Below are 24,529 nucleotides of genomic sequence, written 5' to 3' on the forward strand. Positions count from 1 at the left end.
GGGGGGGTATCACGACAGGCGGTGGGCGGAAAAGGCCGGCCTCGACCGTGGCCCGGTCTCGGGTACATTGCGCCGCCCATGATCGACCTCTCCACCCTGAATCCTCCCCAGCGCGAAGCCGTGATCACCACCGAGGGGCCGCTCCTCGTGCTCGCCGGCGCAGGCTCCGGCAAGACGCGCGTGATCGTCCATCGGATCGCCTGGATCCTCCAGCAGGGAAATCCCGCCACCTCCGTCCTGGCGATGACCTTCACCAACAAGGCCGCCAGCGAGATGCGCGAACGGGTGGGGCAGCTCGTCTCGTCGCGCAAGTCCAAGGAGCTCACCCTCGGCACCTTCCACGCCTTCGGGCTCCACCTCCTCCGCCAGGAGCACAAGCGCATCGGCTACCCGCGGCAGTTCACTATCGCCGACGCGGGCGACCAGGCGGCGCTGGTGAAGCGCGCCATGCGGGAGGTGAAGATCGACGACCGGAGCTTCGATCCCCGCCGCATCCTGGGTCTGCTCTCGCTGGCGAAGTGCGAGGGGATCCAGCCGGGGGAGCCGATCGCCAGGCCTGGGCGGCCGACGATCCACGGGGAGGAGTACGAGCTCGTGGCGGAGGAGGTCTACCCGCGATACGAGAGCGCGCTGCGCGCCATGGCGATGGTCGACTTCGACGACCTCATCGGCCTGCCGATCAAGCTCCTCCGCGAGCACCAGGAGCTGCGCGACCGCCTCAACGATCGCTTCCGCTACCTGCTGGTGGACGAGTACCAGGACACGAACCGCACGCAGCTCGAGCTCCTCAAGCTCCTGGGCCTGCCCAGGGGCAACGTCTGCGCCGTGGGCGACGACGATCAGGCGATCTACGGCTGGCGCGGCGCCGAGGTGGAGAACATCCTCCGCTTCCACCTGCACTTCCCGGGGGCGAAGGAGGTCCGCCTCGAGCAGAACTACCGCTCCTTCGGGAACATCCTCGACTGCGCGAACGAGGTGATCGCGAAGAACGAGGCACGCAAGGTAAAGGCTCTGTTTACCGAGCGTGGAGGCGGCGAGAAGGTGCGGGTGGTGACCTGCCCGAATGACGAGGCGGAGGCCCGCTTCGCCGTGGGCGAGCTCCGGGCCTCGATCGCCGGCGGCCGGAGGCCCGGCGATCACGCGATCCTCTACCGGACCAACCTGCAGTCGCGCGCCTTCGAGGAGGTGCTGCGGGCCGAGGGCGTGCCCTACGAGGTGGTGGGCGGCACCGAGTTCTTCGACCGCCGGGAGGTGAAGGATCTCCTCGCCTACCTGCGCCTCTTCGTGAACAACGGCGACGAGGTCTCGCTCCTGCGGATCGTGAACTTCCCCGCCCGCGGGATCGGCGACGCCACCATGGAGAAGGTGCGGCACCGGGCCACCGTGGAGGCGCTCCCGCTCCTGAAGGCGATGCGCAAGGCCGCCGCCGGCGCGTGGCCCGAGGTGGCGCCGGCCGCAGGCCGCATCCAGGCCTTCGTCGAGATCGTCGATCGCTACTCGAACCGCCTCGTGGAGGGCGAGCCGGCCTCGCGCCTCGCGAGGGAGCTCTGCGAGGAGGTCGATCTGCGGGGCGCGATCGCGTCCCAGATGACCTCGGCCGCCGCCGCGTCGCGCCGGATCGGCCTCATCGACGAGACCCTGGTGTCACTGGAGCGCTTCGAGGCACGGGAAGGCAAGAAGCACAGCCTCGCGCAGTACCTGGCCCAGCTCACCCTGGACCGGCGGGACGACGAGCCCGCGCTCCCCGGCGATCGCGTGGTGATGATGACCCTCCACGCGGCAAAGGGGCTGGAGTTCCCCGTGGTCTTCCTCGCGGGCCTCGAGGAGGACCTGCTGCCGCACAAGGGCATCCAGGGCGGGCCCCAGGATCTCCCGGAGGAGCGCCGCCTCGCCTACGTGGGCATCACGCGGGCCCGCGAGCGCCTCTTCCTCACCCGGAGCGCCGCCCGCCTGAGCCGCGGGAAGGAGGTCCCGCGCACGCCCTCCCGCTTCCTCTCCGACCTCCCGGGGCACGCGATCGAGGAGATCGACATCGCGCAGCCGACCGAGGCGTCGGAGCTAAGGAGCGAAACGTTCTTCGATGAGCTTCTCGCGCGGCTCGAATCGCGGTAGAGAGGAACCCGTCGGGCGAAAAAGAGGAATTGCGGAGTGCTTGACTTCCCCCGGTTCTTCCTCTAGTAAGCCCGCTTTCGTTGTGCCCTGCATCGATTCAGGCGGGGCGCAGTCGTGCCGAATTTCGGGGACACGCGACGATCGCCTGCCCCCTGCGAAGCCGCATCGTGGAGCGATATCCGATGAAGACGCACAGCGCCCAGAAGGGCGAGATCCGCCGGAAGTGGTTCGTGGTGGACGCGAGCGACAAGATCCTGGGCCGTATGTCCAGCCAGGTCGCCGCCATCCTCAAGGGCAAGCACACGCCCCTCTACACCCCTTCCATCGACACCGGCGACTTCGTGATCGTGGTGAACGCGGACAAGGTGAAGCTCACCGGTCGCAAGGAAGAGAACAAGAAGTACTACCGGGTTGGACTCCAGGGTAAGCCGGGCTCGCTGAAGGTGGCGACCGCCCAGCAGCTTCGCGAGAAGCGCCCCGAGGACCTGGTGAAGAACGCCGTGCGCCGCATGCTCCCCCGCAACACGCTCGGCCGTCAGATGTTCACCAAGCTGAAGGTCTACGCCGGCCCCGCGCATCCGCACGAGGCGCAGCAGCCCCAGGCCCTCGACATCCAGGCTTAGAAAGTAAGGAAGAATCATGGCCAGCATGGAGAAGACGTACGCGACGGGGCGCCGCAAGGAAGCAGTGGCCCGCGTCTGGATTTGGCCCGGTGAGGGCAAGATCACCATCAACGAGCGCCCGATCGACGAGTACTTCGGTCGTGAGACCTCGAAGATGGTGCTGATGCAGGCCCTCGAGGTCGTCGACCAGAAGGGCAAGATGGACATGAACGTGAACGTCTGCGGCGGTGGCCTCACCGGCCAGGCCGGCGCGATCCGTCACGGTCTCTCTCGCGCCCTCGCGAAGCTCGACCCCGAGCTCCGCCCGGTGCTGAAGAAGGCCGGCTTCCTCACCCGCGACTCCCGCGCGGTCGAGCGCAAGAAGTACGGCCAGCCCGGCGCCCGCAAGCGCTTCCAGTTCTCCAAGCGCTAGTCCGGATTCCGGCCGCAAGGCCGAAGAGGCGAGGCTGCTCGGACCCCATCGCGGGATCGAGCGGCCTCGCTTCGTTTTTATGGGGCAAAGGCGGCACATGGTATGCTGCCCCCCATGCATCCAGAGCAGGGGCGGGTCGAGGGGTGGCGACGACCGCCCTTCGGGAGCGGGAGACCTTCGGAATGGAGCTGAACGAGATCCTCACGGTTGCGCTCCGCGGGGGCGCATCCGACATCCACCTGAAATCCGGCCTTCCCCCGATCTTCCGGGTCGACGGCAGGCTCATGCCCGTGAAGGACGCGCGGCGACTCCCTCCCGAGGAGATCGCGCGGATGGCCTTCTCGATCATGAACGAGTACCAGCGGGAGCGCTTCAAGCAGACCAACGAGTGCGATCTCGCCTACGGCGTCCCGGGCCTGGGCCGGTTCCGCGTCAACGTCTTCCAGCAGCGCGGGACGGTGGGCGTGGTCTTCCGGGTGATCCCCTTCCGGATCCAGTCGATCGAGCAGCTCATGCTGCCGCCGATCCTCGGAAAGATCGCCCTCGAGCCCCGAGGCCTCATCCTGGTGACCGGCACCACGGGCTCGGGAAAGTCGACCACCCTCGCGGCGATGATCGACCACATCAACAACGTGGAATCCGATCACATCATGACGATCGAGGATCCGATCGAGTTCCTGCTCCGCGACAAGAACTCGATCATCAACCAGCGCGAGGTCGGGGTCGACACGATCTCGTTCGGCCAGGCGCTGAAGAGCGCGCTGCGCCAGGATCCCGACGTCATCCTCGTGGGCGAGATGCGCGATCTGGAGACGATCGAGACCTCGCTCACCGCCTCCGAGACCGGCCACCTCGTGATGTCGACCCTCCACACCGTCGACGCCACCGAGACGATCAACCGGATCATCTCCGTCTTCCCGCCGTACCAGCAGAAGCAGGTCCGCCTCCAGCTCGCCTCGGTGCTGCGGGCCGTGATCTCGCAGCGCTTGGTGCCCCGCGCCGACGGCAAGGGCCGCGTGGCGGCGGTCGAGGTGATGATCTGCACCGCTCGCGTGCGGGAGCTGATCGAGGACAAGGATCGGACGAAGGAGATCGCCGACGCGATCGCCCAGGGCCACCTCTCCTACGGGATGCAGACCTTCGATCAGTCGCTGATGAGCCTCCTCAAGGCGAAGCTGATCACCTACGAGGAGGCGCTCCGGCAGGCCACGAACCCCGACGACTTCGCGCTGCGGCTCTCGGGCATCGCCTCGACCTCGGACTCCAAGTGGGATTCGTTCGAGATGACGGAGGAACCGCCGAACCGAAGGGCCACGACGCCGCCGCAGCCTGCGGCGCGCCCCGGTCCCGCGCCGGCGGCGCCGCCGAAGGACTCTTCGGATGACTTCGAGATCGAGCGCTTCTAAGCGGGCGAAGGAGCCGATCGGCGAGCGCTTCGAGCCGGCCTTCCGCCTCGCCTGCGACTCCCTCGCGAGGCGGGCCCGGAGCGAGGCGGAGATTCGGGAGCGGCTCGGGCGCGCCGGAGTGGCCTCGGCCACCATCGATCAGGTGGTCGCGAGGCTGCGGGAGCTCCGCTACCTCGACGATCCCGCCTTCGCGCGCCAGCGCGCAGGCTCCCTGGCGCGGCGAGGCTTCGGTCCCCGGGCCGTGGAGCTTCGCCTGGCGCGGGCCGGTCTAGCGGGGGAGCTGGCACAGCACGGGATCCGCGAGGCCTTCGGTGCCGACGAGGCGCGCCTGGCGCGGGAGGCGCTCGCCCGCAGGCTCGGGGATCGACCGAGCGACGGCCTCGACGTGAAGGAGCGGGCCCGCCTCTTCCGCTGGCTCGCGGGGCGCGGTTTCTCACCCGGGGCGATCCGCGCCGCCTTCGAGCCTGGCCGTCCATCGGACGATCCCCTCGAAGAGTGAGATCCGGGTGGGGCCGGGCGAGCAGGCGCCCGGCGATGATTGACACCGCCAGGAACGCAGTGTACGCGAGCCCGATGCGTCGAAACGCCCTCCCGGTCGTCCTTCTCGCGGCTTCGCTCTGCCTGGCTCTCTCCTCCGGCTGCGCGCACGAACAGGCGGTCGCAAAGTCGGGATACTCGGAGGACGCCCAGGCTGCCTACGAGGAGGCCGTCTCCGCCCTCGAGAGCAAGAACTTCGAGCAGGCGATCCTGGCCTTCGAGCAGATCCGCTCGAAGTTCCCGTACTCGTCGTACGCGGCCCTCTCCGAGCTTCGGATCGCGGACGCCGAGTTCGGGCGCGGCCGCTGGCTCGAGGCGATCGACTCGTACCAGGCCTTCGTGAAGTTCCACCCGGACCACCCGCAGGTCGACTGGGCCACCTTCCGGATCGGCGAGTCGCACTTCCGCGCGATCCCCTCCAGCTTCTTCCTCTTCCCCTCTGCGAGCGAGCGCGACCAGACCGAGGTCCGGGCGGCGAAGACCTCCCTCACCGACTTCGTCTCGCGCTTTCCGAAGAGCGAGTACCTGCCGCGGGCGAAGGAAGAGCTGCAGGAGGTGATGGGCCTCCTCGCCCGCCACGAGCTCTACGCCGCGCGCTTCTACGCGAGCCGGGAGCACTGGGCGGGCGCCGCCGGGCGATACCGGTACCTGCTCCAGAACTACCCGGGGAGCCCGTACGAGACGGACGCGACCCTGGGCCTCGCCGAGGCCCTCGCAAAGCTGGGCGAGCACGATCGGGCGAAGGAGCTCCTCGACGCCGTCGAGGCAGCGCACCCGCACACGGAGGAGGGTCGCAAGGCGCGCGAGATGCAGCGGATGATGGAGAAGGCCCCCAACCCGCCGGAGAAGCGGTGATCGTCTCGGGAGTCGTCCCGGTGGTCAGGAAGTCCGGCGAATCGAGGGCGTCGCTCGTGGCAGGCGCGCTGCCCCTCCTCGGCGCGATCCTCGTCCTCCTCGGAAGCGGCTGCACCTCGCTGGAGAGCCCGAGCGACCGCGCGCGATCCGCCCTGGAGCGGCTCTCGTCCCATGGATTCTCGATCCCCGTCGACGCCGGCGTGTCGATCGACGTGCCGGCGGGCAAGCTCGTCGCCACGGCGGTCGACGCAGGATCGCGGAAGCGGGGGACACTCGAGGCCTTCGGCCAGCTCGCCATCGAGGGGAGGGTGGACGGGATCCCGCTCTCCTACGTGGGCAACGAGAAGTTCCTCGTCTCCTGCTCCACGACCTGCTCCGTCGACGGAGCGCTCGCGCCGCGGCTGGCCGACGTGGTCCGCCTGCTCCGCGCGAGGCGCGCGGCTCTCCATGCCCGAGATCCCGCCGCGGTGGCCGCGCTCTCCTCCGCCGAGCTGCCGTCGCCCACCGCCGACGAGCTCGCGGCCGCCGACGGTCGCGGAGTCGCCGCCTGGTTCATCCGCGTGGAGGGCGACAGCGCCGTCGTCGGCGAGGCGGCCGTGGACGGGAAGCAGAAGCGCCTGGCCCTCGTTCGCGCCGACGGGGCGTGGCGCTTCGAGAGCGGCTTGCCCTAGTCCTCTTCGGCGCGTCGGCTTTTTGGCGCAAACGTTGCCGCGCGGCGACCGGAACGGGTAGTCTTTCGCGGGGGATGTGCCGGGAACCCCGAGGAGGGGCCCCTCCCGGTCCATCGATCGAACGAGGCCTCAAGTTGGACACCGGCAAGGCATTCGCGCTCAAGTTCATCTCGGGCAAGTACCAGGGCGGCGAGCTTCCGCTCTCCCCCGGGAAGGAAGTCCGGATCGGCCGCTCCTCGGAGCTGGAGATCGTGCTCGTCGAGGAGATGGTGAGCCGCAAGCACGCGCGTCTCTTCACCGACGAAGACGGTCCCGTGCTCTCCGATCTCGGCTCGACCAACGGCACCTTCGTCAACGGCGAGAGGGTGAGCGAGACGCGGCTGAAGGAAGGCGACCGCTTCCTGATCGGCACCTCGATCTTCAAGGTCGTGACGATGGATCCCGGCTCGATCCCGCTGGATCAGAGCGAGATCCGCGAGCGCCTCGAGGAGGTCGCCGCCGCGAAGCCCAGGTCGGGCGGCGCGATGAACGGGCGGATCGACGAGGTCTCGATCCCCGATCTGCTCCAGCTCTTCCAGGCGTCGAAGAAGAGCGGCGTGCTCCGCCTCACGGACGGCTCGCGCGAGGCGATGGTCCACCTGCGCAAGGGGCGGATCGTCTTCGCGGAGATCGTCGGGAAGGAGCACGTCGATCCGCTGAGGTCCATCTACCGGATCATCGCCTGGACCACGGGCGACTTCGAGCTGGCGCCCGCCGAGGAGCGGGAGTTCCCCGCGGAGCTCGAGGAGAGCACGGAGGCGATCCTCATGGAGGGGAGCCGCCGCCTGGACGAGCTTCGGCTCCACGCGCTCCCCCCGAGCGGCGACCGCATCGTCTTCGTCGAGCCGCTCGAGCCGCTCCTCCGCGATCTCACCCCCGACGAGCTCGACGTCCTCCAGCTCGTGGTGAACCAGGGAGAGCTCGACGCGATCCTCGATCACTCGACCGTCGGCGACCTCGAGACGGCCGCCCATCTCGCGAGCCTCATCGAGAGGGGCTACGCCCGCGCGCTCTAGGATGCCTTTCCGGGCTGCCGCCGTCCTCCTCCTCGTCGTCCTCTCGATGGGCGCGACGGCCGTCGCGACGACAGCGCATCCGGCGGCGCTGTCGAACGCTGCGCCCGTGTCGGCTCCAGCGGAGGTCGGAGCCCATCCTTCCGCGACTCGTTCTCCTGCGGACGCCGGAAATGCGAAGCCCGCCCGGCGCGGGCTCCGCGTGGTGATCGATCCGGGCCATGGCGGCGACAAGGACGGCGCGATCGGCCCGAACCGCCTCAAGGAGAAGGACGTCGCCCTGGCCATCGCCCTCGAGCTGCGCAAGGAGCTCGCGAGCCGTGGCCACGAGGCGATCCTCACCCGGGAGCGCGACCTGCCACTCGCCCTCGGCCCCCGGATCCGCGTTGCGAACGAGCGCGGTGCGGATCTCTTCGTGAGCATCCATTTGAACTCGCTTCCGGAGGGGGCCGATCGCGCCCGCGTCTCCGGCGTCGAGACCTACTTCCTCTCCGCCGACGCCACCGACGATCGCGCGCTCGCCCTCGCCCACGCGGAGAACAGCGACGACTCGCCGGAGGCGGCCGGGATCGACGCCGGACCCCTCGGGGCGATCCTCGCGGACCTGGCCCGGACGGAGGCCCACGCAAGCTCCGCGCGCCTCGCCTACCTGACCCACTCTCACCTCCTCGCCGGGATCGGGGCGAGGGATCGCGGGGTGCGGCAGGCTCCGTTCACCGTCCTCCAGGGCGCCGAGATGCCGGCCGTCCTGGTGGAGGTGGGCTACATCTCCCATCCCGGCGAGGCGGCGAGGTTGGAGACGAACGCCGAGCGGCTTCGGGTCGCGAGGGCGCTCGCCGACGGGATCGACGCCTTCCAGCTCGAGGTGGTGGAGAAGTCCACGCCCCACGACGCGGCGGGGAAGGGCGGGTCCCGTTACGAGGCGCCCCCTGTCGTGGCGGGGGACGAGGGGCCCTGATCCTCGTTTCCAGACGCAAGCCGGAGGCGAGCAAAGGAAAAGGAGCGCCCTCGCGCGAAGCGCGAGCTGAAGAGAGCGGGCCCGCTGCAGCGGGACCGATTTCTTCATACGCTCTGAGAGCGCGATTGGTTAGGGTGCCGCGCGAGGAGTATCCCCCATGCGCAAGAGCGGCAGAGCTCCGGACCAGCTCCGGGCGATCGAGATCATCCCCAACTACCTGCGGCATCCGGAGGGCTCCGCCCTCGTGGCCTTCGGTGACACGAGGGTGATCGTCACCGCTTCGGTCGACGAGAAGGTCCCGCCGCACCTCATCGGCAAGGGCACCGGCTGGGTGACCGCCGAGTACGGGATGCTCCCCCGCGCGACCCACACCCGCAGCGCCCGCGAGGCGGCGCGCGGACGGCAGCAGGGCCGGACCCTCGAGATCCAGCGGCTCATCGGCAGGGGGCTTCGCGCTTGCGTGGAGCTCGACCGGCTGGGGCCCCTCACCATCGCCATCGACTGCGACGTGATCCAGGCCGACGGCGGTACCCGGACCGCGTCGATCACCGGCGCCTACGTGGCCCTCGCCCTCGCGATCCGCAAGCTGCGGGCGTCGGGGCGGATCAAGAAGGACCCGTTCGTCGCCCAGGTCGCCGCGGTCTCGGTCGGCGTGGTGGACGGCAAGGCCTGCCTCGACCTGGACTACGAGGAGGACTCGGGCGCCGAGGTGGACATGAACATCGTCGCCACCTCGGAGGGCGCGCTCATCGAGGTGCAGGGCACCGCGGAGAAGCGGGCCTTCCCGCGGGCGATGCTCGACGAGCTCGTGGACCTGGGACTCCTCGGCGTCGAGCGCCTCGCCGAAGAGCAGCGCAAGGCGCTGGCGCCGTGAAGATCCTGGTCGCCTCGACGAACGAGAAGAAGCTGCGTGAGCTCCGCGACCTCGTGGAGGGCATGGCGGTGGAGATCGTCTCGCCGCGCGATCTCGATCGTCCGCTCCCCGAGGTGGTGGAGGACGCCGACACCTTCGAGGGCAACGCCTGCAAGAAGGCGCTCGCCTTCGCCGCCGCGAGCGGCCTCCCGGCCATCGCCGACGACTCCGGCCTCTGCGTGGACGCCCTCGACGGCGCGCCGGGGATCTTCAGCGCCCGGTACTCGGGCGAGGCGCCCGTCCCGGATCGGGACGCCCGGAACAACGCCAAGCTCCTGCGCGCGCTGGCCGGGCTGCCGCCGGCGCGCAGATCCGCCCACTACTTCTGCGCCGTCTGCCTCGCGCTCCCCGACGGGAGCGTCCGGACGGCGACGGGACGATGGGACGGGCAGATCGCGTTCTCGCAGAGAGGGCAGGGCGGGTTCGGCTACGATCCCCTCTTCCTCCTGCCGTCGCTGGGCAAGACGGCCGCGGAGCTCCCCGCCGCAGAGAAGCAGGCGCGGAGCCATCGAGGCCGGGCGATGCGGGCGCTTCGACCCAGCATCCTGGAATTGTCGAAAGAAGTGTGATCCGCGCTTGCCATGCCGCGCGTCATGGGCTAAACCAGCGCCGATTTCGCGGGGCGTAGCGCAGCCTGGTAGCGCACCTGCCTTGGGCGCAGGGAGTCGGAGGTTCGAATCCTCTCGCCCCGACCAGTTGCAAGGGAAGCTCGAGCGCCAGTAGCTCAGTTGGATAGAGCGGCGGCCTTCTAAGCCGTAGGTCGAGGGTTCGATTCCTTCCTGGCGCGCCAGATGTACGTGGTTCGTGTCGGTTTGTGGTGAGAGTAGCTCAATTGGCAGAGCACTGGACTGTGACTCCGGGGGTTGTGGGTTCGAGCCCCATCTCTCACCCCACTTTTTGAGCAGCACCGGGTCGGAAAATTGGTCGAAAAAGTCGTTTGACAGACTCGGCCGGTTCCACTAGAAAGCCGCTCGCCAACAACGGCGGCGGGCAGAAAAAAGCCAGCAGTTGCGGGAGCGTAGCTCAATTGGCAGAGCAATGGACTCTTAATCCATAGGTTGAAGGTTCGATTCCTTCCGCTCTCACCACCAAAACCAAGAGCCCTCCAGGTAGCCACCTGGGGGGCTTTTGGTTTTCAGGCCGATTTCCGCTCCCGGGCATCGTCTTCCTTTGACCCGGACCCGGGTGTCGGACTATTCCACTCGCGCAAGCGTCGTTCGCACCTGGGCAGGTGGCGGAACTGGTAGACGCGCTGGACTTAGGATCCAGTGCTGCAAAGCGTGAGGGTTCGATTCCCTCCCTGCCCACCACGCGAACGCCCCTCTCCGGCCCACGGATCCCGACCTCCGCCAGCCTGCCGGCCTGGTGGAATTCGGTCCGGAGGGCTCTGGTTGGCAGGCCGATGATCCCGTACTTCCAGATTCCGCCCCTCCACGTCGGTCCCCTCGAGCTCCACGCCTTCGGGGCCCTCTCCGCCCTCGGGATCTACGTGGGCGCGAGGCTCGCTGCCCGGGCGGCGCGGGTCTACGAGCCCAGGGACGATCGCGCGCTCGTCGAATCGTCGGTTTGGCTGGTGGTCGGCGGCGTGCTCGGCGGCCACCTGATGCACGTCCTGGGCTACCACCCCGAAATCCTCCGGCAGGACGGCTTGGGCGTGCTCCTCCGCGTGTGGGAGGGGCAGTCGTCCATGGGCGGCCTCGTCGGCGCGATGATCACGCTCCTCGTCCTGTTCAAGGTGAGGGGATGGAAGATCCTGCCCAACCTCAACGCGTTCGCGCTGGGCCTCGCGCCCGGCTGGGCGATCGCGCGCCTGGGCTGCTTCGCGGCCCACGACCATCCCGGCGTCCTGACGAGCTTCCCGCTGGCGGTGGCCTTCCCGGAAGGGGCCCGCCACGACCTGGGGCTCTACGAGGCGATCCTCCTGGGCACCCTGGCCGGCGTGCTCTATCTCCTGGCTCGCAAGCCCCGGCCCCAGGGCATGCTCATGGGCGTGCTCGCCATCGGCTACGGGGTCCCGCGCTTCTTCCTCGACTTCCTGCGGGCGAGCGACCTGCCCTTCGTGGACGGCCGGATCTTCGGCCTCACCCCGGCGCAGTACGTCACCTTCCTGCTGATGGGCATCGGGACCTGGCTCCTGGTCCGCTCTCGCAACCTCCCGGCGGCGCAGGCCCCGGGGACCCCCGTCCGGCACGCGGCATAGCGGAGCCGAAAAAAGAGGAGCGGCAGCGCGCCTGAAGGAATCGGACCCGCTCTTGGGGGGCTGATTCCTTCACTCGCTCCGAGCTGGACTTCCTTGACTTCCCGGGGGGCGGGCGTCTATCTCGCGGGGTTCTTTTGTCCCCGCTAGCGCAACGAGGAAGTCCATGAAGGTCAATGTCGAGTCGCTCTCTCCGATCGAGATCAAGGTCTCGGTCCAGGTCGAGGCCGACCGTGTCGCCACCGAGATCGAGCGCGCCTACAAGGGCCTTTCCCGCCAGGTGAAGATCCCCGGCTTTCGCGCGGGCAAGGTGCCCCGGCGGATCCTCGAGACGCGGTACAAGGACGAGGTCGAGCAGGACGTCGCTCGGAAGCTGATCGACACGACCTTCCGCGAGGCCGTCGACCAGCACGACCTCTTCCCGGTCGCCAGCCCCGTCGTCTCCTCCGACCGCCTCGAGCCGGGCAAGGACTTCCACTACGAGGCCCGGGTCGAGGTGAAGCCCGAGGTCACGGCCAAGGACTACAAGGGCCTGGAGATCGCCAAGGCGAAGGCCGAGGTTACCGAGGCCATGGTGGACGACGAGCTCGAGCGGATCCGCGAGCAGCTCGCCCAGTTCGTGCCGGTCGAGGATCGCACCACCGCCACCACCGGCGACTACGCCGTGATCGACTACCTGGGCACCCACGACGGCAAGGAGATCGAGGGCGGCAAGGGCCAGGACATCACCGTCAAGGTCGACGCCGGCACCCTCCTCGAGGGCTGCGCGCCGGAGATCGCCGGCGTCGCCGTCGGTGAGACGGCGGAGACCACGGTCGAGTTCCCGCCCGATTACCCGGTCGAGTCCGTCCGCGGTACCGCCGCGAAGTTCGCGATCACGCTCAAGTCGCTCAAGAAGCGGGAGGTCCCCGCCCTCGACGACGAGCTGGCCAAGGACCTCGGCGGCGAGGCCAAGACCCTGGCCGAGCTCAAGGCCAAGATCCGCGAAGGCTTCGAGAAGTCGGAGAAGGCCCGGGCGGAGCGTGTCGATCGCGAGGCGCTGCTCAAGGCGCTCGTGGCGAAGAACCCCATCGAGGTCCCGAAGGGGATGGTCGATCGGGCGATCGACCAGATGATCCAGGGGACGGCCGAGCGCCTGCAGCGCCAGGGCGTCGACATCCGCAAGCTCCAGCTCGACGTGCGCAAGCTCCGGGAGGATCTCCGCGAGGAGGCCACCACGAGGGTGAAGTCCGCGCTCCTCATCGAGGCGGTGGGCAAGCAGGAGTCCCTCACCGTCGGCGACGACGAGCTCGAGGCCGAGTACACCCGCATGTCCGAGGAGCTCGACATCCCGGTCGCGAAGGTGCGTGCGCACTTCGCCGGGAGCGCCGCCGAGCGGAGCGGCCTGAAGCAGAAGCTCCTTGAGGACAAGACCGTTGCGCTCATCGAGCGCGAGTCGAAGGTTTCGGGTTAGTCTTTCGACGACGAGGAGGAGAAGAACATGGCCTACATTCCGATGCCGTTCGTCGTCGAGCAGACCCACAGGGGGGAGCGCTCCTACGACATCTATTCGCGCCTGTTGAAGGACCGGATCGTCTTCCTGGGGACCCCCGTGGACGACGACGTCGCGAACGTGATCATCGCCCAGCTTCTCTTCCTCGAGTCGGAGGACCCGGACAAGGACATCAACTTCTACATCAACTCCCCGGGCGGCTCCGTCACGGCGGGCATGGCGATCTACGACACCATGCAGTACGTGAAGCCGCAGGTCTCGACGATCTGCATGGGGCAGGCCGCCTCGATGGGCGCCCTGCTCCTCTCCGCAGGTGCGAAGGGCAAGCGCTTCGCGCTCCCGCACTCGCGGATCATGATCCACCAGCCCGCCGGCGGCTTCTCCGGCCAGGCCACGGACATCGAGATCCACGCCAAGGAGATTCTGCGGATGAAGCAGAAGCTCAACGAGATCCTGGTCCACCACACGGGCCAGCCGATCGAGCGGATCGAGCGGGACACCGATCGCGACTACTTCATGGGCCCGGTGGAGGCGAAGGAGTACGGCCTCATCGACGACGTCTTCGTCCACAAGGTGAAGGCCCAGGCGCCCGCCAAGTAGCCAGGCGTCCTAGCAGTCGCGTTACAGGGGGGAAATCGTCCGGCGCCGCGCATTTACGCGTGGCGCCGACTTCGGATGGACTGGCCTCCCCCCGGTTGTTACCCTTCATCGGTAGTATGCCGGGGATCTCCTCCGGCGGCCGGGAGAGAGTCTTGGACAGGCGGGAAAACCACACGCTCTGCTGCTCCTTCTGCGGGAAGTCGCAGAAGGAGGTCAAGAAGCTCATCGCGGGCCCGACGGTCTACATCTGCGACGAGTGCATCGGCCTCTGCAACGACATCATCGCCGAAGAGATCGAGCACGAGGAGCGGAAGGACAAGAAGATCCGGATCCCGCGGCCCAGCGAGATCAAGGCCGTCCTCGACGAGTACGTGATCGGCCAGGATCGGGCGAAGAAGATCCTCTCTGTCGCGGTCCACAACCACTACAAGCGGATCGAGCAGAAGGCTGCGTCCACCGGCTCCGACGATGTCGAGCTCCAGAAGTCGAACATCCTCCTGCTCGGCCCTACGGGCTCGGGCAAGACGCTGCTGGCCCAGACCCTCGCTCGCCTGCTGAACGTCCCCTTCACGATCGCCGACGCCACGACGCTCACCGAGGCGGGATACGTCGGCGAAGACGTCGAGAACATCATCGTCAACCTCCTGCAGGCCGCCGACCACGACATCGAGCGGGCGCAGAAGGGCATCGTCTACATCGACGAGATCGACAAGATCGCCCGCAAGAGCGAGAACCCGTCGATCACCCGCGACGTGTCGGGCGAGGGCGTGCAGCAGGCGCTGCTCAAGCTGATCGAGGGGAGCATCGCCAACGTGCCGCCCAAGGGAGGGCGCAAGCACCCCCAGCAGGAATTCCTGCAGATCGACACCTCGAACATCCTCTTCATCTGCGGCGGCGCGTTCCACGGCCTCGATCAGATCATCGAGCGGCGGATCGGCGGCAAGCAGATGGGCTTCGGCGCCAAGATCAAGAGCAAGCAGGAGAAGAACCAGACCGAGCTCTTCCGCGAGTGCGAGCCCGAGGATCTGCTGAAGTTCGGGCTGATCCCCGAGTTCATCGGCCGTCTCCCCGTTGTGGCGACCCTCGAGGACCTCGACGAGGCGGCGCTGGTCCAGATCCTCACCGAGCCCAAGAACGCGCTCGTGAAGCAATACCGCAAGCTCCTCGAGATGGACGGAGTGAACCTGGAGTTCACCGAGGGCGCACTCCGGGCCATCGCCCGCGAGGCGCTGCGGAACAAGGCAGGCGCCCGAGGGCTGCGCTCCGTCGTCGAGAGTGCCATGCTCGACGTGATGTACGAGATCCCTTCGAAGAAGACTGCGCGGGAGGTGGTCATCAGCGAGGAGTCGATCGTCAACAAGGAGAAGCCCCTCGTCATCTTCGAGCAGCAGAAGGCGGAATCGGCTTAGAGGAGAACCAGCGGAGGGCGCCCTTGCGATCCCTCTCCTTCCCGGCCGACGCTCCGTTGCCTGAACTCGGCACGCGGGGCGCCGGCCGCTCCTTTCAGAGGTCGGGAAAGGGGAGGGGGGCGTGAAGTGTTCTTCTCTCCGCGATGCGTCGGAGCCGGTGAGGGCGCCGGGGCAGCATGACAGACGACGGCCGCGCGAATCGCGGCCATGAGGTTCCAGAGCACATGTTCTTCGGTAAGGACGAAAAGAAGGGTGGGCAGGCGAAGTCGCGGATGGTGCCGCTGCTTCCCCTGCGAGACATCATCGTCTTCCCGCACATGGTCGTTCCGCTCTTCGTCGGCCGCGAGAAGTCGATCAACGCGCTCGAAGAGGCGATGGCCCACGACAAGGAGCTGCTCCTCGCAGCCCAGAAGAAGGCCAAGACCAACGAGCCGGCAGCCGAGGATATCTTCGAGGTCGGCACGCTGGGCACGATCGTCCAGCTCCTGCGCCTTCCCGACGGCACCGTGAAGGTGCTCGTAGAGGGCAAGCGCCGGGCGCGGATCAAGCGCTTCGCGTCTTCGGAGACGTTTTTCCTCGTCGAGGCGGAGGAGATCGAAGAGCGCGCCGACAGCGGCGTCGAGATTGAGGCGCTGGTCCGCAGCGTCCAATCGACCTTCGAATCCTACGTGAAGCTCAACAAGCGCATCCCGCCGGAGATGCTGGCGTCCGTGGCCTCGATCGAGGATCCGGGCCGCCTCTCCGACACGATCGTCGCTCACCTCTCCCTGAAGCTGAACGACAAGCAGCAGCTCCTGGAGACGGACTCCCCCGCGCGCCGGCTCGAGAAGCTCTACGAGCTCATGCAGGGCGAGATCGAGATCCTGCAGGTCGAGAAGAAGATCCGCACCCGCGTCAAGAAGCAGATGGAGAAGACGCAGAAGGAGTACTACCTGAATGAGCAGATGCAGGCCATTCAGAAGGAGCTCGGGGAGCGGGACGAATTCAAGAACGAGGTCCAGGAGCTCGAGGAGAAGGTCAAGAACAAGAAGATGTCCAAGGAGGCGACCATCAAGGTCAAGCGGGAGCTCAAAAAGCTCAAGATGATGAGCCCGATGAGCGCCGAGGCCACGGTGGTCCGCAACTACGTCGACTGGGTGCTCTCGCTGCCCTGGAGCGACGTGACCAAGGACAAGCTCGACATCGGAGACGCCAAGCGCGTCCTCGACGACGATCACTACGGCCTGAAGAAGCCCAAGGAGCGGATCCTCGAGTACCTCGCGGTCCAGTCCCTCGTGGGCAAGATCCGCGGCCCGGTGCTCTGCCTCGTCGGTCCTCCCGGCGTGGGCAAGACCTCGCTCGCCAAGTCGATCGCCCGCTCGACGGGGCGCAAGTTCGTGCGCCTCTCCCTGGGCGGCGTGCGCGACGAGGCCGAGATCCGCGGCCACCGCCGCACCTACATCGGCGCGATGCCCGGCAAGCTGATCCAGTCGCTGAAGAAGGCGGGCTCGGGCAATCCGGTCTTCCTCCTGGACGAGATCGACAAGATGTCGACCGACTTCCGGGGGGATCCGTCCGCGGCGCTCCTCGAGGTCCTCGATCCCGAGCAGAACGCCACGTTCAACGACCACTACCTGGATCTCGATTACGACCTCTCGAAGATCATGTTCATCTGCACCGCGAACACCCTCTACGGGATCCCGGGGCCGCTGATGGATCGCATGGAGGTCATCCGGCTCGCGGGCTACACCGACCGTGAGAAGCTCTCGATCGCCGAGCGCTACCTCGTGCCGAAGACCAAGGAGCAGAACGGTCTCGCCGAGGTGGACGTGCGCTTCACCAAGAAGGCGCTGCTCATGGTGATCCACCGCTACACGCGGGAGGCCGGTGTCCGGAAGCTCGAGCAGGAGCTGAACGCGATCAGCCGGAAGATCGCCCGCCGGGTGCTCAAGGTCGGCAAGGAGAAGAAGTTCCTCGTCACCTCGAAGAACGTGCCGAAGTACCTGGGCGTGCCGCGCTTCAAGTACGGCGCCGCCGAGGCCCACGACCAGATCGGCCTCGTCACGGGCCTGGCCTGGACCGAGGTGGGCGGCGAGATGCTCGTCACCGAGGTCACCAGCATGCCGGGCAAGGGCAAGCTCATCATCACCGGCAAGCTCGGTGAGGTGATGCAGGAGTCGGCCCAGGCGGCCATGAGCTACGTGCGCTCGCGGGCGCCGGTCTTCGGCATCGACCGGAAGTACTTCGAGACGACCGACCTGCACATCCACGTGCCCGAGGGCGCCATGCCCAAGGACGGCCCCTCCGCCGGCATCACCATGGCCACCGCGCTGATCTCGGCCTGCACCAGGGTGCCGGTGCGGCGCGACATCGCCATGACCGGCGAGATCACGCTCCGTGGACGGGTGCTGCCCATCGGCGGGCTCAAGGAGAAGGCGATGGCCGCCTACCGCGGCGGCATCAAGAAGATCCTGATCCCCTCCGAGAACGAGAAGGACGTGAAGGAGATCCCCGCGGTGGTCCGCAACCACCTCGAGATCGTGCCGGTGGAGCACATGGACCAGGTGCTGCGCCACGCCCTGGTCCTCGAGAACCCTGACGAGTTCTTCCGTCCGCTGCCGCAGGAAGACGGCGGGGCGCTGGTCCCTGCCGAGCAGGTGCCCGCGAGCATCCCCAGCAGCGTGGTCTGATCGGCTATTCGCCTCCCACTCGAAAAGTGACGAGTGGGAGGCATTTTCCCGTTGACCACCTCAGGGTCCTCGGGTAGAAACCGCTCAACTTCGTCGGGCGCATAGCTCAGCTGGTCAGAGCATCGTCTTTACACGGCGAGGGTCGCAGGTTCGAAGCCTGCTGCGCCCACCAGAAGTATCATGTGGGGTGTTAGTTAAGTCGGTTATAACGCCGGCCTGTCACGCCGGAGGCCACGGGTTCGAGTCCCGTACACCCCGCCACTCTGGGCCCCGAATTCCGCAAGGAGTTCGGGGCCTTTTTTTGTTTCCGGCCCCTGTCGTAGCAGACCGGTAGCCGCATCGCCCTCCAGGGCGCCGGCGGAACGATCGCTGGCGGCTGCTCCGCCGAGGGCCGCGCCCCAACTTGGGGTATGCGGTGGACGCAAAACCTCGTGGGGCACCTGCGCTCGGCGATCGAGGTGGCGCCTGCCCGGCCGGCGGTGATGGCGGGGCTCCGGGCGGCGATCGCCACGGTCGTGCCGGCGATCGCGGGGAGGATCACCTACGCCCTGGTCTTCGGCATCATGGCCTTCGTCGGGCTGCTCGCCTCGGTCGCGGATCGGGGAGGCTCCTACCGCTCGCGGGCGACGACGATGCTCGCCCTGGGCGCCTGCTGCGGCCTCTCGGCGATGGTCGCCTCGACCCTGGGCCGCTTCGGCTGGGCGGCGGTTCCGGGCATGTTGGTCTGGGGCCTGGCCGGCGGCATGGCGTGGGCCTGGGGGCCCAAGGCGGGGATGATCGCCCGCATGGCCACCATCGCCTTCGCGGTCTCGGTCTTCACGCCGGCGGCGAGCCTCGCCGCGTCGGTGGTCCGCGGGGGCTTCTGCCTGGCGGGCGCCGCCTGGGCGACCGCGCTGGCGGTCGCGTTCTGGCCGCTGCGTCCCTATCGGCCCGCCCGCCAGGCGGTTGCGAAGTGCTGGATGGCGCTCTCCGAGGCCGACGAGGATCTGGCGGGGTTGGCGATCGAGCGCCGGGGCGATCGCGTGCTCGCCGAACACCTCCGCCACCACGAGCAGGAGGTCCGCCAGGCCCTAGAGGAGGCGACGTCCACCCTGGTCACCGCGCGCCGTGGGCTGGTCGGCGAGAGCGCGCGCGGTGAGAGGCTGGTCGTGCTGCTCGAAGGCGCCTTCCGATGCTCGGCGATCCACGAAGCCATGGCGGATTGGCGTGAGCTCCTCGCCGTCCATCCCGAGGCAGCGGAGCTCGGCGGGGAGGCGTCGAAGTTGCTCAGGGCCTCGGCGGCCCAGTCGAGGGCGATCCGGTCGGCCATCCTCAAAGAGGAGGCGCTGCTCTCGCATCCGTTCCGGCGAGGGGCGAGAAAGAAGGATGAGCCCTCTCCGTCGACGGGGCCTGCGCCCTTCGACGGAGGCTCGATCCGGAAGCGGGCGGACTCGATCTCGTCGCCGGAGGGGAGGGTCTTCGCGCACCGCCTCGCGGACCTCTTCGATCGCCTCGGCGGCTACCAGCGCGCGGCCGTGGCCGCCGCGACGACCGGAGAGACCTCGATGGAGCCGGCGATCCGGCCGCCCCGCCGGACCTCGCTGCTCCGCCCCCTCCGAGACCACCTCTCGACGGACTCGGTGATCCTGCGCCATTCCCTTCGCGTGGGCCTCACCGGCGCCGTCGCGATCCTCGTCCCGCTGGTCCTCGGAATCGAGAAGGGCCAGTGGATCGTGATCGCCGCCCTCGCGACCCTGCGGCCCTACTCGGCCGAGACCTTCCAGCAAGGCCTCCAGCGCACGGGCGGGACGCTGATCGGGGCCGTGCTCGCCGCGCTGCTCGCGGCCCTGGTCCACGGGCCGGTGGGCATCACCATCCTGGTCTTCGCCCTGGCCTGGGTCGCGGTCTCCCTCCTGCCGATGAACTTCGGCTTCTACCTGGCGTTCCTGACGCCGGCCTTCCTGATCCTCTCGGAGCCGGGAGCGACCGACTGGCACCTGGCCGGGATCCGGATGGGCAACGCGGCGCTCGGCGCGGGCCTCGCCCTCGCGAGCACGTGGCTCCTCTGGCCGAGGTCCGAGGTGGAGGAGGTCCCGCGGCAGGTGGCGGCGGCGGTGCGCGCGGTCGACGATCACCTCGGCGCGGTCCTCGACAGCGCGGCGCGGCCCCCCGAGGTGCGGCAGGAAGTGCGGTCCGAGGTTCGAGAATCGCGCCGCCGCGTCGGCATCGCGTTCGTCAGCGCGGAGGCGTCGTTCCAGCGCCTCCTCGCCAAGCACCGGGAGGACGACAGGCGAACGGAGGCGCTCCTCTCCCTCGTCACCTACGCCCGGCGCTTCGAGGCGACGGTCACCTCCGTATCCACGGCGCGCTCGGAGCAGGTCTCGATCGAGCCGCTCAGGCCCGTGCGTGCCCTCGCCCACGGAGTCCTCGACGACCTGGCCGTGTCGATCGAGCGCTCCCGTACTCCGGCGCGGCTGCCGGCACCCGAGGCGTGGCCCCGGCTCGAGGATCCGCTCCTGGCCTCGCTGGAGCAGCGGATCGAGCGCCAGCTCGCGGTACTTCACGGCGCGGTCGGGCGTCTGAGCGCTGGGGAGCGGTCGACTTCTTGACGTCGCGTGCCCAGGCCTCGTACGCTCGGCAGCATGAGACTATTTGCAGCTCTTGTGGCGTCGGCGCTCCTGGCCGCCTGCGGCGGTACCCCCGATGGCGTGATCGACTCGTGCAAGAGCGGGCTGGAGCTGCCGCCGGGCGTCTCCACCGACATCCTCTTCGTGATCGACAACTCGGGCTCGATGGCATCGAAGCAGGCGAGGGTGATGGCGGAGCTCGAGAGCTTCGTCTCGGCGCTCGTCGAGGGGCCGGTAGCGAACGACTTCCAGGTCGGCGTCGTCACCACCGGCGTGACGATGCACGCCGCCCTCTGCGATCCCGAGCAGGCGCCCTACCTCTACCGCTACGAGAAGGAGAGCGGCAGGCTGCAGCCGGCGAAGGACGAGCGCGGCGCCGCCATCGAGGGCCCGCGGGTCCTCGCCTGGAACGACCCCGACTTTGTCGAGAACTTCCGAGGGCTGATCGCCCAGGGCACCAAGGGATCGGGGCAGGAGATGGGCCTCGAGGCGATGCGGCTGGCGCTCTCGGAGCCCCTCGTCTCCGCGACCGGGCCGGGCGGCAACGCGGGCATCCTGCGCCCGGGCTCGCGCCTGCTGGTGGTGATCGTCTCCGACGAGGACGATTGCTCGGATCCCACGGGGAAGGCCCTGGTGCTCAGGCCGCCGTGCCCGCCCGACCTGGTTTGCAGCTCCGACGCCCAGTGTGAAGAGGGCGCATACTGTCTGGCCGACGGCGATCATCGGATCTGCATGCCCAACGCCTGCGACACGGCGGAGGGGCGCGCGCGCCTGGAGCCGGTCGAGCGCTACGTGGACTTCCTCCGTGGGCTGGACGACGGCACGGGCAAGGGCCGCAAGCGGGAGACCTTCCTCGCGGTGATCGGCTCGGTGGCCCTCGAGGCCCCGCACGATCCCGAGCGCTGCATGGCGGGCTCGCCGGACGAGCCCGAGGGCGTCGCCGTCCGCTACCGCGAGGCCGTGCGCCTGATGGGCGAGAGCGGCTACGTCGACTCGATCTGCAACGAGAGCTACGGGACGGCGCTCCGGCAGATCGCCGGGATGGTGAGCGCACCCCACGTGCTCGAGCTCCCGCAGGCACCGCTCGACGGGCGCTTGCTCCAGGTCGACGTTCGTCGCACTTCCGGTGAGACACAGCGGTGCCGGGTGGGCGACGGCTTCTCCTACGAGCCCGCCACGGCCACGAGCCGCGCCCGGGTCACCCTCGAGGGAGCGTGCCGCCTCCAGCACGGCGATCAGATCGAGCTCCGGCTGATCTGCGCGGGTTGATGGGAACCGGAGGTCGGGCCTTCAGGCCTCGACCTTGTCAGGGCTCCGTGAGGAAGCCGTGGATCGCCCCGGCGACGGCGTCGGGGGCGAACCAATGCATCATGTGGCCCACGCGTGGGAGCTCGACGAGCTTCGCGTGGGGGAGCGCGTCCCTGCGGCGCTGGTGGTCGCGCGCGCGGTGCCCCGTCTCGCCGTCGACGAGGAGCGTCGGAGCCCGGATCGCCCGCAGGTACTCGAGGAAGGTCTCGGTGCGGAAGGGGTAGGGGCCTCGGGTGCGGTGGATGGGGTCGAAGCTCCATACGTAGCCGCCGGCGACGGCGCGGGTGGAGTGGCGGGCGAGCTCGAGGCCCAGCTCGTCGGAGAGCTCGGGGTTCTGCACGCGCATCCGGGTGAGGGCCTCCTCCAGCGTCGACATCATCCGCTGCGGCTTCGCACGGATCTTGCGCACCGCCTCGACCCACTTCGCCGCGCGCTCGGGACCGGGCGCAGGAGACGCTTCCTCGGGGCCGAGGCCCTCGAGGAGGACGAGCTTCTCGACGCGCTCGGGGAAGCTGCCCGCGAAGAGGGCGGCGGCGGTGCCGCCCATGCTGTGGCCCACGAGGTGGAGCCTGCCCGCCGCCAGGATCTCCACGAGGTCGGCGAGGTCCGAAACGTAGTCCAGGAAGTGGTAGTAGCCGCCGGCGCCGACCCACTGGGTCTCGCCGTGGCCACGCCAGTCGAAGGCGACGACGCGGTGGCCGTTGGCGGCGAGGCGCTCGGCGACCTGGCGGAAGCTGTAGCCCACGTCGAGGAAGCCGTGGCCGCAGAGGACGGTCGCTTCCGGAGAGGCTCCCTCGGGCTCCCAGGTGATCACGTGGTGGGCGAGGCCGTTGGCCTCGACGCGGCTCTCGTCGCAGCGAATCATGGGGGGAGTCTATCGCCCGGGGCCGTTGCGCGCCGTACGACGTGAGGCGCCTGTCGCTCGGAGGCGTAGCCGGCGCCTGCCCGGCGCCTGCTGACGACGGCGGTATCCGCTCCTGCCGGGCTCCCTGCTAACGACGATGGGATCTCGCCGTCGTCGGGAGCATCGCTCCAGCCTGGGTCACTTCGCGTCGGAGTCGACGATCGTGAACTCCACACGTCGGTTCTTGGCGCGCCCGAGCGGCGTGGAGTTGCTCGCGATCGGCCGATCGGGGCCGTAGCCTGCCGAGCTGACGCGCTCGCGGGTGATGCCCTTGCCGACGAGATAGTCGACGACGGAGGCGGCGCGGCGGCGGCTGAGGCCGTGGTTGAGCTGGGCGCTGCCCTGGCTGTCGGTGTGCCCGTCGATCCGCACCTTCTTGATCTCGGGATGGTCGCGGAGCAGCGAGGCGACCACGTCGAGCACCTCGAAGGAATCCTTCTTGATGTCGGCCCGTCCGGTATCGAAGTTGATCTCGGCCTTCAGCTCGATCTTCCCGTTCTCGAAGGTGGCGAGCGGGTACTCGGCAGGGCAGCCGTCGTGGATCGCGAGGCCGGGGACGGTCGGGCACTTGTCCTCGATGTCGGGGATGCCGTCACCGTCGGTGTCCGGGCAGCCGTCGAGCTCGGCTGGGCCGGGCTCGTTGGGGCAGCGATCCAGGTGGTCCGGGATCCCGTCGCCGTCGCTGTCGATCTCCCGGTCGATGCGCGGAGCGGCGATGGAGCGGTAGCCGATGGAGGCGAAGAGCCGGAACGACTCCCGGCCGAAGCCGGACTCGCCGGCGATGCCGGTGCCGCCGCCCGCGAGGGCGTGGAAGCCGTTGCCGAGCTCGGCCTTCATGCCGAGGAGGGCCTCGATGGGCGTCTTCAGGGCGTCGGCGCTCGCGCTCGTGAAGGGCGCGCGGGAGGGCGTGGCGGTGAGGAGCTCGGCGTAGGCGGTTAAGTCGCTCCAGGCGTCGGGGAGGCGATAGGAGCCCGCGAGCGCGAAGGTGAGCTCGTCGCCCACGTAGAGGTTCATGTACTGGCCCGCGTCCTGCCGGTAGCGGTAGCCGCCCTCGAAGCCTAGGCGGAACGAGTCGCCGAAGCTGCGCTCGATCACGGCGCGGGGCGAGAGGAAGAAGCCGTTCTCGCCGAGGAAGCTCTTGCGGTCGCCCGTCGGGAGTCGCGCCTCCGCCACCACCGCCACGCCGACCGGCGCCCGCTCCTCCGAGAGGAGGCGGATCTTTCCGAGGAGGCGCACGTCGCCGGCGCCGGAGCCGCCCGGACGCTGGTCGGGGAAGCCAGTCTTCTCCTCGAGGAGGTCGAAGCCGTTGGACTGCCAGGCGGTGACGGGGAGGTCGATCCCGAGCTCGGCCCAGTCCGCGACCGCCCAGCTCCCAAGGAGGTGGAGGTCGAGGCGGCGCTCGATGAGATCGCCGACCTTCTCGTCGCCCTGGCGCAGGGCCAGGAGGCCCGAGGCGAAATCGGCGGCGAGCTGGAGCTGGAAGGAGCCGGCGGGAGCGGTGCGGCCGCCCTCCACGGTGAGGAAGCCGTCCATCGTGGCGCCGAGCTTGGCGCCGATGGGGTCGATGCCGCGGGCGAAGGGATCGCCCGCCGCCCCTGCGTGCGAGGGAAGGGCCGCCGTCAGGCAAAGCGCGAGCGCCGCAGCAGAGGCGCCTCGCCGATGGTTGCTTCCCCGCGATTTCCCGGCGCATGCGTCGAGCAAACGAGACCCCTTCCGCCTGGCTGGTCGAGTTCCCGACAGACTAGGAGTGGGACGGCCGGGTTGTCAAAATTTTGAGAAAGGAGATCTCTCTGGACTCGCGGCCG

The 24,529-nt window shown here is 68.7% G+C and carries 20 protein-coding genes and 7 tRNA genes; 25 read left to right on the forward strand and 2 right to left on the reverse strand.

What is annotated here, in order from left to right:
* Positions 1 to 78 precede the first annotated feature (78 nt).
* The 25 genes from AKJ08_RS02910 to AKJ08_RS03030 all read left to right on the forward strand — a co-directional run bounded on the left by AKJ08_RS02910 (position 79) and on the right by AKJ08_RS03030 (position 21,781).
* On the forward strand, positions 79 to 2,112 hold the full coding sequence (locus AKJ08_RS02910) for an ATP-dependent helicase (protein WP_050724690.1): 2,034 nt from the start codon (positions 79 to 81) through the stop codon (positions 2,110 to 2,112).
* Between the two features lie 182 nt (positions 2,113 to 2,294).
* Positions 2,295 to 2,735 (forward strand): 50S ribosomal protein L13, encoded by a 441-nt coding sequence (rplM, locus tag AKJ08_RS02915; protein ID WP_050724691.1) that lies wholly within the window; start codon positions 2,295 to 2,297, stop codon positions 2,733 to 2,735.
* Positions 2,736 to 2,760: 25 nt separating this feature from the next.
* Positions 2,761 to 3,147 (forward strand): 30S ribosomal protein S9, encoded by a 387-nt coding sequence (rpsI, locus tag AKJ08_RS02920; protein WP_240475481.1) that lies wholly within the window; start codon positions 2,761 to 2,763, stop codon positions 3,145 to 3,147.
* A 182-nt stretch (positions 3,148 to 3,329) separates the two neighbouring features.
* Entirely contained in the window at positions 3,330 to 4,553 is a 1,224-nt protein-coding gene (locus AKJ08_RS02925) for a type IV pilus twitching motility protein PilT (RefSeq protein WP_050727411.1), read from the forward strand.
* The gene (locus AKJ08_RS02930) at positions 4,528 to 5,052 is read left to right on the forward strand and encodes a regulatory protein RecX (RefSeq protein ID WP_050724693.1); all 525 of its coding nucleotides are present in this window, start codon (positions 4,528 to 4,530) and stop codon (positions 5,050 to 5,052) included. Before AKJ08_RS02925 ends, AKJ08_RS02930 begins: the two co-directional genes overlap by 26 nt.
* 74 nt (positions 5,053 to 5,126) lie before the next feature.
* A complete protein-coding gene (locus tag AKJ08_RS02935; RefSeq protein WP_169788737.1) occupies positions 5,127 to 5,945 on the forward strand; it encodes an outer membrane protein assembly factor BamD in 819 nt (272 codons plus the stop codon).
* Complete coding sequence (locus AKJ08_RS02940; RefSeq protein WP_050724695.1) at positions 5,942 to 6,616, forward strand: hypothetical protein; 675 nt, start codon at positions 5,942 to 5,944, stop codon at positions 6,614 to 6,616. Before AKJ08_RS02935 ends, AKJ08_RS02940 begins: the two co-directional genes overlap by 4 nt.
* Positions 6,617 to 6,750: 134 nt before the next feature.
* Complete coding sequence (locus tag AKJ08_RS02945) at positions 6,751 to 7,671, forward strand: DUF4388 domain-containing protein (protein ID WP_050724696.1); 921 nt, start codon at positions 6,751 to 6,753, stop codon at positions 7,669 to 7,671.
* 1 nt (position 7,672) lies between these two features.
* The gene (locus AKJ08_RS02950; RefSeq protein WP_050724697.1) at positions 7,673 to 8,626 is read left to right on the forward strand and encodes an N-acetylmuramoyl-L-alanine amidase family protein; all 954 of its coding nucleotides are present in this window, start codon (positions 7,673 to 7,675) and stop codon (positions 8,624 to 8,626) included.
* 157 nt (positions 8,627 to 8,783) lie between these two features.
* Positions 8,784 to 9,500: a ribonuclease PH gene (gene rph / locus AKJ08_RS02955; protein ID WP_050724698.1), complete on the forward strand. Its 717-nt coding sequence runs from the start codon at positions 8,784 to 8,786 to the stop codon at positions 9,498 to 9,500.
* A complete protein-coding gene (gene rdgB / locus AKJ08_RS02960; protein WP_050724699.1) occupies positions 9,497 to 10,108 on the forward strand; it encodes an RdgB/HAM1 family non-canonical purine NTP pyrophosphatase in 612 nt (203 codons plus the stop codon). The genes rph and rdgB overlap by 4 nt, the downstream gene beginning before the upstream one ends.
* Before the next feature lie 49 nt (positions 10,109 to 10,157).
* Positions 10,158 to 10,234 (forward strand) — tRNA-Pro (locus AKJ08_RS02965).
* Between the two features lie 18 nt (positions 10,235 to 10,252).
* A tRNA-Arg gene (locus AKJ08_RS02970) sits at positions 10,253 to 10,329 on the forward strand.
* Positions 10,330 to 10,356: 27 nt separating this feature from the next.
* Positions 10,357 to 10,432: transfer RNA gene (locus AKJ08_RS02975), tRNA-His, on the forward strand.
* A 119-nt stretch (positions 10,433 to 10,551) separates the two neighbouring features.
* Positions 10,552 to 10,627, forward strand: a tRNA-Lys gene (locus AKJ08_RS02980).
* Between the two features lie 137 nt (positions 10,628 to 10,764).
* A tRNA-Leu gene (locus tag AKJ08_RS02985) sits at positions 10,765 to 10,849 on the forward strand.
* Positions 10,850 to 10,941: 92 nt separating this feature from the next.
* Positions 10,942 to 11,739: a prolipoprotein diacylglyceryl transferase gene (locus AKJ08_RS02990; protein WP_050724700.1), complete on the forward strand. Its 798-nt coding sequence runs from the start codon at positions 10,942 to 10,944 to the stop codon at positions 11,737 to 11,739.
* Positions 11,740 to 11,902: 163 nt separating this feature from the next.
* Complete coding sequence (tig, locus tag AKJ08_RS02995) at positions 11,903 to 13,189, forward strand: trigger factor (RefSeq protein WP_050724701.1); 1,287 nt, start codon at positions 11,903 to 11,905, stop codon at positions 13,187 to 13,189.
* A 27-nt stretch (positions 13,190 to 13,216) separates the two neighbouring features.
* On the forward strand, positions 13,217 to 13,828 hold the full coding sequence (gene clpP / locus AKJ08_RS03000) for an ATP-dependent Clp endopeptidase proteolytic subunit ClpP (RefSeq protein WP_050724702.1): 612 nt from the start codon (positions 13,217 to 13,219) through the stop codon (positions 13,826 to 13,828).
* A 116-nt stretch (positions 13,829 to 13,944) separates the two neighbouring features.
* On the forward strand, positions 13,945 to 15,237 hold the full coding sequence (clpX, locus tag AKJ08_RS03005) for an ATP-dependent Clp protease ATP-binding subunit ClpX (RefSeq protein WP_050724703.1): 1,293 nt from the start codon (positions 13,945 to 13,947) through the stop codon (positions 15,235 to 15,237).
* A gap of 224 nt (positions 15,238 to 15,461) precedes the next feature.
* On the forward strand, positions 15,462 to 17,906 hold the full coding sequence (gene lon, locus AKJ08_RS03010; RefSeq protein ID WP_050724704.1) for an endopeptidase La: 2,445 nt from the start codon (positions 15,462 to 15,464) through the stop codon (positions 17,904 to 17,906).
* Positions 17,907 to 18,001: 95 nt separating this feature from the next.
* Positions 18,002 to 18,078, forward strand: a tRNA-Val gene (locus tag AKJ08_RS03015).
* A 12-nt stretch (positions 18,079 to 18,090) separates the two neighbouring features.
* Positions 18,091 to 18,167 (forward strand) — tRNA-Asp (locus tag AKJ08_RS03020).
* 170 nt (positions 18,168 to 18,337) lie between these two features.
* On the forward strand, positions 18,338 to 20,494 hold the full coding sequence (locus AKJ08_RS03025; RefSeq protein ID WP_169788738.1) for an FUSC family protein: 2,157 nt from the start codon (positions 18,338 to 18,340) through the stop codon (positions 20,492 to 20,494).
* A gap of 33 nt (positions 20,495 to 20,527) precedes the next feature.
* A complete protein-coding gene (locus AKJ08_RS03030; RefSeq protein ID WP_157370438.1) occupies positions 20,528 to 21,781 on the forward strand; it encodes a vWA domain-containing protein in 1,254 nt (417 codons plus the stop codon).
* 37 nt (positions 21,782 to 21,818) lie between these two features.
* Here AKJ08_RS03030 and AKJ08_RS03035 read toward each other — a convergent pair whose 3' ends face one another.
* Together AKJ08_RS03035 and AKJ08_RS03040 are read right to left on the reverse strand one after the other, a co-directional pair.
* Positions 21,819 to 22,685 (reverse strand): alpha/beta fold hydrolase, encoded by an 867-nt coding sequence (locus AKJ08_RS03035; protein WP_050724707.1) that lies wholly within the window; start codon positions 22,683 to 22,685, stop codon positions 21,819 to 21,821.
* A 177-nt stretch (positions 22,686 to 22,862) separates the two neighbouring features.
* On the reverse strand, positions 22,863 to 24,425 hold the full coding sequence (locus AKJ08_RS03040) for an OmpA family protein (protein ID WP_050724708.1): 1,563 nt from the start codon (positions 24,423 to 24,425) through the stop codon (positions 22,863 to 22,865).
* Positions 24,426 to 24,529: the final 104 nt, after the last annotated feature.

This window comes from Vulgatibacter incomptus (assembly GCF_001263175.1).
Classification (GTDB): domain Bacteria; phylum Myxococcota; class Myxococcia; order Myxococcales; family Vulgatibacteraceae; genus Vulgatibacter; species Vulgatibacter incomptus.